Here is a 12,199-nt window from a genome sequence, read left to right on the forward strand (position 1 = left end):
AAATGGTTACAGCGACAGAAACAAAAAAAGTTGCTTTTGAGATTCTCCGCCAAGATACTCCTGAATCTACACCGTATTGGGAAAAGTTCGAAGTGAACTATCGTCCTAATATGAACGTTATCTCTGCCTTAATGGAAATTCGTCAAAATCCAGTCAATGCTGATGGAAAAGCGACGTCTCCAGTAACTTGGGATATGAACTGTCTAGAGGAAGTATGCGGAGCTTGTTCAATGGTTATTAATGATAAGCCACGTCAATCATGTTCAGCACTTGTTGATCAGTTGACTCAACCTATTCGTTTGGCACCAATGAAAACTTTCCCAGTAGTTCGTGACCTTCAAGTTGATAGAACTCGTATGTTCGATTCTTTGAAAAAAGTAAAAGCATGGGTTCCAATTGATGGATCATACGAACTTGGAGAAGGGCCTCGTATGCCGGAACGTAAGCGTCAGTGGGCGTATGAATTATCTAAATGTATGACTTGTGGTGTCTGCTTGGAAGCTTGTCCTAATGTTAATAGCGGTTCTAACTTTATTGGACCAGCACCACTTTCACAAGTACGTTTATTTAACGCTCACCCAACAGGTTCTATGAACAAGGATGAAAGATTAAACGCAATTATGGGTGATGGTGGCCTTGCAAACTGTGGTAACGCACAAAACTGTGTAGTTGCATGTCCAAAAGGTATTCCGTTAACAACATCCATTGCAGCTTTAAACCGTGATACAACTGTTCAAATGTTCAAAAACTTCTTCGGAAGCGATCACATGGTCGATTAATAGTAGAAATCGTTTTCTAAGAGCACTATAAAGTAAAATCTGTGTAGAATTTAGTATTCTATGCAGATTTTTTATTTTTTTGCTATAATAAATGAATTAATATTCAGTTATTAGGAGGATGGTTTTCATGAGAGCTAGTTACATAGAAGATATAAAAAGTTGGGAGCAGGAATTTACTTTTTATTCAGAAGTAAGTGTTCGTTTTTCAGAAACAGATATGTTCGGACATTTAAATAATACGGTGACTTTTGCTTATTTTGAGTATGCACGTATTGAGTTTCTAAAACATATAAAGTTAATGAATGATTGGCTAAAGCCTACTAATGAAACCATCCCAGTTGTTGCTGATTTGCAATGCGATTACGTGAGACAAGTGTTTTTCGATGAAAAACTTCGGATTTATGTGAAAATCAATTCTATAGGTTCTTCATCCATAGATATCCATTATATGGCTAAAAATGTGAAGCAGGAAATCGTCTTTACTGGAAGAGGTACGATGGTACAAATTGATAAAAAAACAGGAAAAGGATCAAAATGGTCCGAAGAAAAATTAAAAGTTTTTAATAAGTAGGCATCACTAGCCGTCACCTACTTTCCCCATGCTACATACGTTAGTAGAAGAGTGGATAGGGGGGCTATGGCATTGTATGATAGTAATCAGCATCGATCAATACTGACGAGCAGGGAACGTCAAATATTTCAGTTATTAGTAGAGGATTATTCTACAAAAGAAATATCTGTACAGTTATCTATAAGTGAAAAAACAGTAAGAAATCATATTTCCAATACGATACAAAAATTAGGAGTATCGGGTAGGTCACAAGCGATTGTCGAATTATTACGATTAGGTGAACTATCGTTGAATTAATTAGAATCCTTGCCATTTTCCTCAGAACACGTCACAATAATAAATAGAACGTAATGTTTTGAGGAGTGAAGGATTAAATGGCAGATGAAACAAAAAATGCACACCATGATCATCAAGAGGTTGCTTTTTTAGAAAAAGAACTTAGACATATATCGGGCATCATTAAGCAAAAAGGGCGTCTAATTTTAAATGCCTATACAATAACTCCCCCACAGTTTGTGGCACTTCAATGGCTCTTGGAGCAAGGAGATATGACAATTGGCGATTTATCAAATAAAATGTATTTAGCTTTTAGTACAACGACCGATTTAATCGACCGGATGGAAAGAAGCGAACTTGTTCAAAGAATTAGAGATGATCAAGATCGTCGGGTAGTGCGAATACATTTATTAAAAGAAGGCGAACGTATCATTGAAGAAGTAATAGCTAAAAGACAAAATTATTTAGAAGACATACTAAAACAATTTAACAAAGACGAAGTAGCAAATCTATCTACATTATTGGAAAAATTACATCAAGAGATGAAAAAGAACTGAGGAATTAAAAGTGAAAGCCCCGATTGGCGTTATAGACTCTGGAGTTGGCGGTTTAACAGTCGCAAAAGAAATTATGCGACTTTTGCCGAATGAAGAAATTATTTATATTGGTGATACTGCAAGATGTCCATATGGACCGCGTTCAAGCGGAGAAGTACGTAAGTTTACATGGCAATTAGCAACTGCCTTGTCTAAAATGAACATTAAAATGCTGGTCATTGCTTGTAATACAGCAACGGCCGTTGCACTTGATTCTTTAAGCAAAAATATGCCCTTTCCAGTAATTGGTGTTATTTTTCCAGGCGCACGTGCGGCGATGAAAGCTACAAAAAAAAATGAAATTGTAGTATTAGGTACAAGCGGTACAATAAAAAGTGGGGCTTATGAAGAGGCTATAACTGCTCTGAATTCATCGAGTAAAGTTATACCGCTTGCATGCCCTACTTTCGTGCCTCTTGTGGAAAGCAATGAGTATGAAGGGGAATTTGCACGTAACATGGTATTTAACACGTTATTACCATTGCAAAATGAACAATTTGATACGGTCATCCTTGGATGTACACATTACCCTTTATTACAAAAATACATAGAGGAAGCTGTTGGCCCTCAGGTAAAGGTGCTTTCATCGGCAGAGGAAACAGCCCAGGAAGTATTAGAGTACTTGGATTATCATCAAATGCATAATCCACTTTCGGGTTACAAGCAGCCAATATTCTATACAACTGGCTCTATTCCAATCTTTAAGACAATTGTCGAGAAGTGGTTAGTACTTCAAAATGCGGATGTAAGAACAATTTCATTTACATGACCCTGTTAACTTGAGAATCCTCGAATAGCGGGGTCTTATTTTGCTTGATGGGTAATAAAAAAGGAGAAGTATATGACAACAAGAACTGATGGTAGAAATGTAGATCAACTAAGGGATATACAAATAGAAACAAATTATTTAATTCATCCAGAAGGCTCCGTATTAATAACAGTTGGACGAACAAAGGTCATTTGTAACGCAACGATCGAAGATAGAGTGCCACCTTTTTTAAGAGGACAAGGTAAGGGCTGGATTACTGCAGAATATTCTATGCTTCCACGAGCTACGCAATCTCGTACACAACGAGAAGCATCAAAAGGTAAAGTAACAGGTCGTACTATGGAAATACAACGTCTAATAGGACGAGCGTTGCGTTCGGTAGTCGACCTAGAAAGTATTGGTGAAAAAACTATTTGGATTGATTGTGATGTTATCCAAGCGGACGGAGGAACTAGAACAGCTAGTATAACAGGAGCATTTGTTGCTTTAACGATTGCACTTGGTAAATTGTATGAAGAAAAGAACTTGCCAGTATTTCCTGTGCGTCATTATTTAGCAGCGACAAGTGTTGGAATTATTGATAATGTTGGTGTTGTATTAGATTTAAACTACGAGGAAGATTCTTCAGCAGCGGTGGATATGAACATTGTTCAAACAAGTAGTGGAGAGTATGTGGAACTACAAGGCACTGGGGAAGAAGCAACTTTTTCGAAAAAAGAGTTATTGGAACTGCTTGAGTTTGGAGAGATTGGTATTCAACAACTAATGAGTGTTCAACGAAATGCACTTGGAGAGTTGGCCAATAAAATCGGTGATAAAGGTCAGGTGTTAGAATGAAAAAAATTATTATTGCAACAAAAAACAAAGGAAAAGCAAAAGATTTTGAAGCACTATTTGGACCACTTGGCTATGAAGTCTTAACTTTGCATGATGTTGCGGAAGATATGGATGTAGAAGAAACTGGCACTACATTTGAAGAAAATGCATTGTTAAAGGCGACAGCCCTAGCAGAACGTTTACAAACGATGGTCATAGCAGATGATAGCGGATTAGAAATTGATGCGTTAGACGGACGTCCAGGCATCTATTCTGCACGATACGCAGGAGAAGAAAAAAGTGATGAAGCAAATATTGTTAAAGTGTTAAAAGAGCTTGAAAATGTGGCTGATTCAAACCGCACAGCAAGATTTGTTTGTGCTATTGCAGTTGCTTCCCCTTCAATTGAACCAATTACAGTTAGAGGAACTTGTGAAGGTGTTATTTCAAGAGAAAGAAAAGGAAGCAATGGGTTTGGATATGATCCAATTTTTTATGTTCCATCTGAAAATAGGATGATGGCTGAATTATCTGGAGAAGAAAAAGGTGCAATTTCTCATAGAGGTAATGCAATTAAAAAATTGTCGGTTAAGCTACCTGAGTTATTGAAGGGCGAATAGGGTAGTAGAATGAAGTTATTAATTATCAGTGATACTCATCAGGATACAAAAACAATGGAAGAAGTTATACAACATCACCATGAAGTTGATACGATAATCCATTGTGGTGATAGTGAACTGGACTTTTCATACTTTGCAGATAAACCAATTTATGTTGTTCGAGGGAACTGTGATTTTGATTTACAATTTCCGGAGGAACAGGTGTTTAAAGTGGGAGATGAAATTGTGTATGTTACTCATGGGCATAAGCATAGAGTGAAATCTACGCTTATGCCACTGAGTTATCGTGCACAAGAATTAAATGCGTCCATTGTATGCTTTGGTCATTCCCATTTGATTGGTGCAGAAATAAACAATGGCATTCTTTTTGTGAATCCGGGCAGCTTACATATGCCACGTGGCCGTAAAGAAAAAAGCTATGCTATTGTTAAAAAGCATAAAGATGGGTGGAATGTATTTTTCTATTCCTCCGAGCATATTTTTATTGAAAATATAATTTTAAAGTTTTAGTGGAATAGCGTTGACTTAATTCAAAATAGATTATATAATAAATCTTGTCTTTCCTATCTGTGTGGTGGGGGAGTTCTTGTCTCAGTAGCTCAGCTGGATAGAGCAACGCCCTTCTAAGGCGTCGGTCGGGAGTTCGAATCTCTCCTGGGACGTAAACATTAATAATCCAAATCTTGATATATCAATGTTTAGACGAATAGGGTAAACGGTCAGGATTCGAACCTAACTTAAATATCCCTACTAAATATTGAAACGAAACTACCTTCTAATCAAATTTGATTAGGAGGTTTTTTGTGTCTAAAGTGTTCAATGGAATATGAATTCTATGTTATCTCTATTTTATTTTCAATAACTTTACTTATAATACTTTGTTTTATTGTCAAAACTATGCAATACCAACTAATGATAGAAGGTTTTAAAGTGAAGGGAATCAGTGTCGGACAAATTAGTATATTACACGTCATTTTTCTTTCGATGACTGTTATCGGGTTAAAAAATCATGTAACGATCCTTCCGCCAATTTTGCAAGTCGTAGGGAGAGATGGCTGGGTCTCTGTACTTTTTGCTGCGATTTTTATATTCCCTTGGTTATTTCTCTTAGTGTACATCCATAATAAATCAAATCAACAGCCGATGAAAGATTGGCTAAAAGAAAAGATAGGTAGAGTCGGTACTAATATTATTCTCTACACTATTGGAATTTATTTAATTGTTCTTAGTTCTTTTACAATCAGAGAAACATTGCAATGGGTGAAGACAACGTTTTTACCGAATACACCGATGCTACTCTTATTAATAATTTTTACAATTCTTTGCATCTTACTCGTAACCACAAATATTCAAACGATTGCCATAGTAAATGTAATGGTTTTATTAGGAGTGCTTTTTTTAGGATTTTTTGTAGCTTTTGTCAATATACAAGTAAAAGATTATGAGTTATTAAGACCTTTTTTTGAACATGGTTTTCAACCGGTCCTCAAAGGAGCGGTCTATCCTGCTGTTGAATTGCTTTTGTTATTATTTGTGCAGCATCAAATTAAAGACAGAGTTCGTTGGTATCATTTTGCGTTAATGCTATTTCTCTTAATGGGATTAACGATGGGACCACTTATCGGTGCGATAACTGAGTTCGGACCAATGGAGGCAGCTAGTCAAAGATATCCAGCATATGAGGAATGGGGTCTAGTATCGATAGGTAGATTTATTGAACATATGGATTTTTTCTCTGTTTATCAATGGTTAACAGGGGCTTTTATTAGAGTTGGATTTATCTTATTTATCGCATCAGAGTTGTTCGATATGAGACAGAAAAAAATCCGTGTATGGACGATTATTGCGCCTGGTTTCTTCTTCATGTGTTTATCGTTATCACTGGTAAGTGATCAATTATTTCTAATAATAAAAAGTAATTATTTTTTAATAAGTACCTTTCTGGTATTTTAGAAAGTAGTGAAAGGCGATGCAACCGGCTGAAAAGACAATAGACTTACAAACATTGCAACTTCTATTCCGACATTCGGCAGATGTACTGTTTCAGGAATACTCCTTTAATGAACATAAGGTGCATTTTCTTACTTGTGATGCAATGGTTGACCAACAGTTATTAAATGATGTCATTGTACATCGGGTGCAATTAGTATGCGAAAATCTAAATGAAGAATCGCTTGAAGAAGCACTTATTGCTAAGTTACATATTCCCGAAATAAAAAAAGTAGAGAATGAGAAGGAAGCGATTTCTCTCATATATAAGGGATATTTGCTTTTGTATTTTGAGGAAGATAATCTTTTATTTTCAAGTAATATTGCCAAAAAGCCTAACAGAAATCCGGAAGAGTCACGGATGGAAGTACTTATTAAAGGTCCGAGGGACAACTTTATTGAAGATATCTCAGTTAATATTGCGTTAATTCGAAAGAGGCTTCCTACGAATTCGTTATGTGTAGAAAAATTTGAATTAGGCAAGCGTTCCAAAACGGTAGTAGCCATTCTATATTTTGACGATATCGCAAGTAAGGACATATTAAACGAAATCAAAGAACAGTTAAATAAAGTAGATACGGATATCGTATTTAGTGGTGAGTATTTAATGGAGCAAGTAAATAAAAGTTCTAAAATCTTTCCGAGGACAGATTATACAGGAAGACCTGATTTTGCTATTCAAGCACTCGTGAGAGGAAGGTTTATCATTTTAGTTGATGGAGTTTCTTACGCGGTTATTACTCCAGTTAATTTATTTTTGCTATTAAAGACGGGAGAGGACACGGAATATCCAGTAGCATTCAGCTCATTTGAAAGAGTTCTACGTATTACAGGTATATTAATCGGCTTGCTCTTACCTGCATTTTGGCTAGCATTGACTACTTTCCATCAAAATCAGCTTCCCTTTCAATTACTTACTACAGTAGTTCAATCAAATACTGGTTTGCCACTACCATCAGCACTTGAAATGCTCCTAATGCTTGTAATGTTCGAACTTTTTCGTGAAGCTGGCTTACGCCTCCCTACTGTAATCGGAGGAACGATTAGTGTTGTAGGTGGACTAATTATTGGAGATGCGGCCATAAGAGCAGGTCTTACGAGCCCGGCAATGATTGTTATCATTGCGATTTCCACAATTTCGACGTTTACTTTAGTGAATCAATCTCTTGTGTCAGCAGTAAGTATAACCCGTGTCTTGTTTATTTTAATTACGTCCATTTTTGGATTGTTCGGTTTCTTTATGGCACTGTATTTTCTGGTGCTGTATTTATCGAATATTCGTGTTTTTGGTGTGCCTTATATGAATATTGCCACTGATTTAAGCTGGTCAACCATAAAAAAATCTTTATTTAGATTGTCACCAAAGCAATATAGAAAGCGCCCGAATGTGCTGGATCCACAAGATCAAACCCGGGAAAAAGAGGCTGAAAAATGAAGATAAAAAAACTGATTATCTTCTTTGTTTTAATGAGCATTCTTTCGGGCTGTTGGGATGTAACTGAGTCTGAAAGAATGATTTATATTTACGGGGTAGGTGTGGATTATAAAGACGATAAATATCATGTTTATGCTCAAATAGTGAACTTTGCGAATATAGCAAAGATGGAGCAACCAAATACGGAATCGATACAAATTGAGGTAGGGCACGCTTCAGGTAATACGATAGATGAAGCAATATTTGAACTTTATCATTCAATGGATTTAAGGCTTTTTTGGGGAAATTTTTCGTTCTTAATCTTTTCAGAAGAGGCATTAAAGGATGGAAAAGCTAATTCTGTTATTAATTCATTTATACGATACAGAGAAACGAGATATCAAGCATGGGTTTATGCTACAACAGAGCCTGTAAAAGATGTTTTGCTTCTTACTCCAATTTTTAACAAATCAATGACCTTGTCTAGAATTTCAGATCCGATGAACTCATATGAACAAGAATCTTTTGTAGAGCCAATTGATATACGAAAGCTAATCATTAGACTCAATGAACCAAATCACGAAGTAAGTATTCCATTAATAACTATTAAAGGGAACTGGGATACGGAAAAAGAGCCTGATGACATTGCTGCTATCTCAGGCGTAGGCGTGCTTTCTCCAAATGAATTTAAAGGTTTTATTAAAGGAGATAAAGCAAATGGACTGCAATGGATGACTAATGAAACAAAAAGAGGGGAAATAACGGTCAATTTAGAACCTCAAATGGAGAACTATATGACTGTAATATTAGATGATATTAAAGTAAAAGTAGATCCAATAGTAGTCAATAATGATGTAGTGAAATTTGATATCAATGTAAGTGTGAATGCAGATGTTAGTGTCTTTCAAGGAAATATAACATCTGAAGAAATTCGAAAGGGTGTTATTAAGCAAGTGAAAAAAGAGATAAATGAAACATATAAAGAGGGCTTAAAAAATGATATTGATATTTACCGACTGTCTGAACAGGTTTACAGAAAAAACGTAAAGACTTGGAAAAAACAACAAACAGATGGAAAGATAAAGCTCAACGAGGACTCCATACGAAATCTTAATGTTAGCGTAATCAAGGTCTATTCAGGTAGAAATTCCTTTAAAGAAACAATTCAATAATTATCAAAATTTATTCTTGACATTATATAGAAAATCTCAGATAATATATATTGTCTTCCTACTATTTGGATAGGCAGGTAATATTGTCTCAGTAGCTCAGCTGGATAGAGCAACGCCCTTCTAAGGCGTCGGTCGGGAGTTCGAATCTCTCCTGGGACATTTTCTGTGTGTTTTACCTAATAACATGATAAAGCGTTTAAGATGTTGTTGTTTCAACATTTTAAACGCTTTTTCTTTTTTGTAGTTTTTTAAATTGTGTAATCCGTTGATTTCGCCTTCCATTTTCGCCTAAACAAAAAAATGTATGCAGAATATTTATACATAATCGGGATTGGGGGAGCTTGATTGGATACAATCACAAATTATGTGGATCTATGTAGAAAAATCGATACTATTGAAAAGCATTTACTTCAAATTGAGGAGGATTTAGAGGTTTGGAAAGAAGAAAATAAGCTGTTATTCACAGTGATGAACAGCCAGGAAATTTTCCATACTACACAAGTAAGAAACATTCAGAACTTACGAAACAAAAAAAGTAGGCTACAAAAGATGCATGATTTTTATTTAGAATTAAAGAGTGAGAAAGAAAGCAAAACAAGTATGCTGAAGGGGTTAAATTATCAAATTTCTCGAATGAAATACAAAGAGAATAAATCGTATAAACAAATTGCGGATGAATTAAATTGGCATTTACAATATTAATGACGAACGAGCATCTCATAGAGGTGCTTTGTCAATTTTGAAGGTGTTTGAGTTAAAAATTCCCCTGAATTTTATGTGTGTGTAGTCTTTACGAGGCGTTTTCAACTCGCATTAGGCAGCTTGCCATGTCCAAGTGGCGAGCTTTTTCAAATTCATCGCAGCAAAAGTAAGCAGCGCTTGCATACACAATTTTTTAAGGCCCCGTAAGGTTGTCCAACGTATACCATGCTTTTATTCGCATCAGCAAAGACACGTTCAATTGTTTCTTTGTGTTTAGCATATCTCTTTTACTTCCACGTGATTTCGTAGATGTTCCGCTTCCTCCACATACCCTTCCCAAACGTGTCGTTGAATTAGATTCGTATGTTTTTTACTTTCTGTACACTGTGTTAAGAATGGACAATTTACACAAACCGTTGGTTTGGATTTGTATTGACGATTTAGAAACTCAACACTTTTTAAATTAGCCAACATTAGTCGTTTGGAGTGGAAGGCGCGAAGACTCCTACGGGAACAGCACGAGCCGAAGCACCCGGACTGAGCGTCGCGAGGGAGAAGGCTGAGGCCGTGCCCGTGGAAAGCGTAGCGCCTGAAACGGAAATCGACAATTTCTTACTATGTATTGTAGATAAAAAAAGACTATAGACAATTTCAAATTTCTTTGAGTTGCTTTTTTATATTCTTATAATTTTATGATATTTATTAGGCGTTCTACTTTCTTCTAATCATTCATATATTTTCAATACAATGTACAGAATATTTTGTCTTTTTGTCATTTTCCTTTATAATTAATTTAAAGCAATAGCAATATTTTCTTTCTATCCTATTTAGTTTACTAACATAAATTACTTCTATTTTAATAAGAGAGAGGGGTAAATATTTTGAAGGCAATTTATACAAACGGTACTTTCTACACTATGAATACTTCTAAACCTACTGTCAAATCTATTGTTGTTGATAATGAAAGAATTTTAGATATGGGAGCACACGAAGATATGATTCTTCAATGGGGGAGAAAAGGAACACCCATTATTAACATGGAAGAAAAAACTATAATCCCAGGTTTGATTGACAGTCATCTTCATATTTCAAGTGTAGGGATTAATTCTCTAGAGCTTAATCTTATTGGCATAAAATCGAAAGATGAGCTACTAGCTGCAATTAAGAAAAAAGCAAGCACATTATTGCCAGGGGAATGGATTTTAGGACGTGGATGGGATGAAAATATTTTTCCTGATAAACGAATTCCTTCTATACAGGAACTGGACTATGTTGCTCCTTACTTTCCGCTTTTTTTACCTCGAATATGTGGACATGCATTTTTAGTAAACAGTCGTGCCCTTTCACTCTGTGGATATCATACCGATATGTTCGTTCCGTACGGTGGTACTATCGTAACAGATCCTACTAGCCATAAACCTACTGGCTTATTGCTTGAAACTGCTTCAACTCTTATTACAAAACATATACCCCAAAAAAGTTTTTCACAGTTAAAAGCTGCTTTAAAAAATGCACTACAGGATGCAGTTAGCCTTGGTTTAACAAGCATACACACAAATGACCCAAATTATTTAGGAGGTGCAATTCAAACCTACAAACTATTCAATGAGCTTGTAAATAAAGAAGGTATCGGTCCAAGAAGTAATCTTTTAATGGACTATGATTATTTAGAAGAATTAAAAGTATCCAATATGTTTACAGGTTATGGAAATAATAAAGTGATGATCGGAGCAATCAAGCTTTTTGCAGATGGTGCATTAGGCGGCAGAACTGCTCTACTTTCTCAGCCCTATGAAGATGATGGAAATAACTTTGGAAATGCGATGTATGATAATGATGAACTTTTTCAAATTATTAAAGATATCCGAGAAAATAATATGCCTGTTGCCATACATGCTATTGGTGACTTAGCTTTAAAAAATGTTTTAGATAGTTTAGATTTATTCGAACCAACTAGATTTAGAGATAGACTCATTCATGTATCTATTTTAAATGAAGTATTGATGGAAAGACTAAAAGGTTCACATCGAATTTCGGATGTACAACCAAAGTTTGTAACAAGTGATTACCCATGGATTATAGATAGATTAGGTGAATACAGAGCTAATTTTGCTTATCCATTTAAAACACTTTTACAAAACGGGGTATTGTGTGCAGGTGGTTCAGATGCACCAATCGAACCGTTAAATCCATTGTTAGGAATTCATGCAGCTGTGACACGCAAGAAAAGAGAAGAGACTCACGATGGATATAATGTACAAGAGAAATTGTCCATGTATGAAGCGATTCAACTTTTTACTCTAGGAGGTGCTTATGCAACAAACGAGGAATATGAGAAGGGAACACTTGAAAGAGGAAAACTATGTGATATGACGGTACTCTCACAAGACCCATTTCGTATGAAAAATGCTGATGAGTTGTTGACTACAAAAGTAGAAATGACAGTAATAGGCGGAGAAATTAAATACCGAAATAACGAACTAATTAACTAAGAA

13 protein-coding genes, 2 tRNA genes and 1 pseudogene are annotated in these 12,199 nt (G+C 35.6%); 15 read left to right on the forward strand and 1 reads right to left on the reverse strand.

The genetic code is table 11. From position 1 onward, the window contains the following. The first annotated feature begins 2 nt into the window (after positions 1–2). The 14 genes from sdhB (at position 3) to PGC35_RS13715 (ending at position 9,704) form a co-directional block, all read left to right on the forward strand. Complete coding sequence (gene sdhB / locus PGC35_RS13650; protein ID WP_053588712.1) at positions 3–779, forward strand: succinate dehydrogenase iron-sulfur subunit; 777 nt, start codon at positions 3–5, stop codon at positions 777–779. 127 nt (positions 780–906) lie between these two features. Next, positions 907–1,350 carry an acyl-CoA thioesterase gene (locus PGC35_RS13655; protein WP_375219542.1) on the forward strand — a complete coding sequence of 148 codons (444 nt, stop codon included), beginning with the start codon at positions 907–909 and terminating at the stop codon, positions 1,348–1,350. A gap of 66 nt (positions 1,351–1,416) precedes the next feature. Further along, positions 1,417–1,647 (forward strand): helix-turn-helix domain-containing protein, encoded by a 231-nt coding sequence (locus PGC35_RS13660; RefSeq protein ID WP_053588714.1) that lies wholly within the window; start codon positions 1,417–1,419, stop codon positions 1,645–1,647. A gap of 77 nt (positions 1,648–1,724) precedes the next feature. Then, entirely contained in the window at positions 1,725–2,183 is a 459-nt protein-coding gene (locus PGC35_RS13665) for a MarR family winged helix-turn-helix transcriptional regulator (RefSeq protein WP_375219543.1), read from the forward strand. A gap of 10 nt (positions 2,184–2,193) precedes the next feature. After that, positions 2,194–2,991, forward strand: a complete 798-nt coding sequence (gene racE, locus PGC35_RS13670; RefSeq protein WP_375219544.1) for a glutamate racemase — start codon at positions 2,194–2,196, stop codon at positions 2,989–2,991. Positions 2,992–3,063: 72 nt separating this feature from the next. Beyond that, complete coding sequence (gene rph / locus PGC35_RS13675; RefSeq protein ID WP_056831492.1) at positions 3,064–3,828, forward strand: ribonuclease PH; 765 nt, start codon at positions 3,064–3,066, stop codon at positions 3,826–3,828. Continuing rightward, a complete protein-coding gene (locus tag PGC35_RS13680) occupies positions 3,825–4,427 on the forward strand; it encodes an XTP/dITP diphosphatase (RefSeq protein WP_375219545.1) in 603 nt (200 codons plus the stop codon). The genes rph and PGC35_RS13680 overlap by 4 nt, the downstream gene beginning before the upstream one ends. Before the next feature lie 9 nt (positions 4,428–4,436). Further along, positions 4,437–4,937 carry a metallophosphoesterase family protein gene (locus tag PGC35_RS13685; protein ID WP_375219546.1) on the forward strand — a complete coding sequence of 167 codons (501 nt, stop codon included), beginning with the start codon at positions 4,437–4,439 and terminating at the stop codon, positions 4,935–4,937. A 78-nt stretch (positions 4,938–5,015) separates the two neighbouring features. Then, positions 5,016–5,089, forward strand: a tRNA-Arg gene (locus PGC35_RS13690). Between the two features lie 268 nt (positions 5,090–5,357). Then, on the forward strand, positions 5,358–6,380 hold the full coding sequence (locus tag PGC35_RS13695) for an endospore germination permease (RefSeq protein ID WP_375219547.1): 1,023 nt from the start codon (positions 5,358–5,360) through the stop codon (positions 6,378–6,380). Positions 6,381–6,396: 16 nt separating this feature from the next. After that, positions 6,397–7,851, forward strand: coding sequence for a spore germination protein (locus PGC35_RS13700; RefSeq protein WP_375219548.1), 1,455 nt, complete (start codon positions 6,397–6,399; stop codon positions 7,849–7,851). Then, positions 7,848–9,002 (forward strand): Ger(x)C family spore germination protein, encoded by a 1,155-nt coding sequence (locus PGC35_RS13705; RefSeq protein WP_375219549.1) that lies wholly within the window; start codon positions 7,848–7,850, stop codon positions 9,000–9,002. Before PGC35_RS13700 ends, PGC35_RS13705 begins: the two co-directional genes overlap by 4 nt. Before the next feature lie 85 nt (positions 9,003–9,087). Further along, positions 9,088–9,161: transfer RNA gene (locus PGC35_RS13710), tRNA-Arg, on the forward strand. Positions 9,162–9,347: 186 nt separating this feature from the next. Then, complete coding sequence (locus PGC35_RS13715) at positions 9,348–9,704, forward strand: hypothetical protein (RefSeq protein ID WP_375219550.1); 357 nt, start codon at positions 9,348–9,350, stop codon at positions 9,702–9,704. Between the two features lie 111 nt (positions 9,705–9,815). On the opposite strand, the pseudogene PGC35_RS13720 reads toward PGC35_RS13715, so the two are convergent. Continuing rightward, positions 9,816–10,142, reverse strand: a pseudogene (locus PGC35_RS13720) (transposase); the annotation flags it as partial. A gap of 443 nt (positions 10,143–10,585) precedes the next feature. Between PGC35_RS13720 and PGC35_RS13725 the strand changes: the two are divergent. After that, entirely contained in the window at positions 10,586–12,196 is a 1,611-nt protein-coding gene (locus tag PGC35_RS13725) for an amidohydrolase (protein ID WP_375219551.1), read from the forward strand. Positions 12,197–12,199 lie beyond the last annotated feature (3 nt).

The organism is Psychrobacillus sp. PGGUH221, from assembly GCF_042055255.1.
Taxonomy (GTDB): Bacteria; Bacillota; Bacilli; order Bacillales_A; family Planococcaceae; genus Psychrobacillus.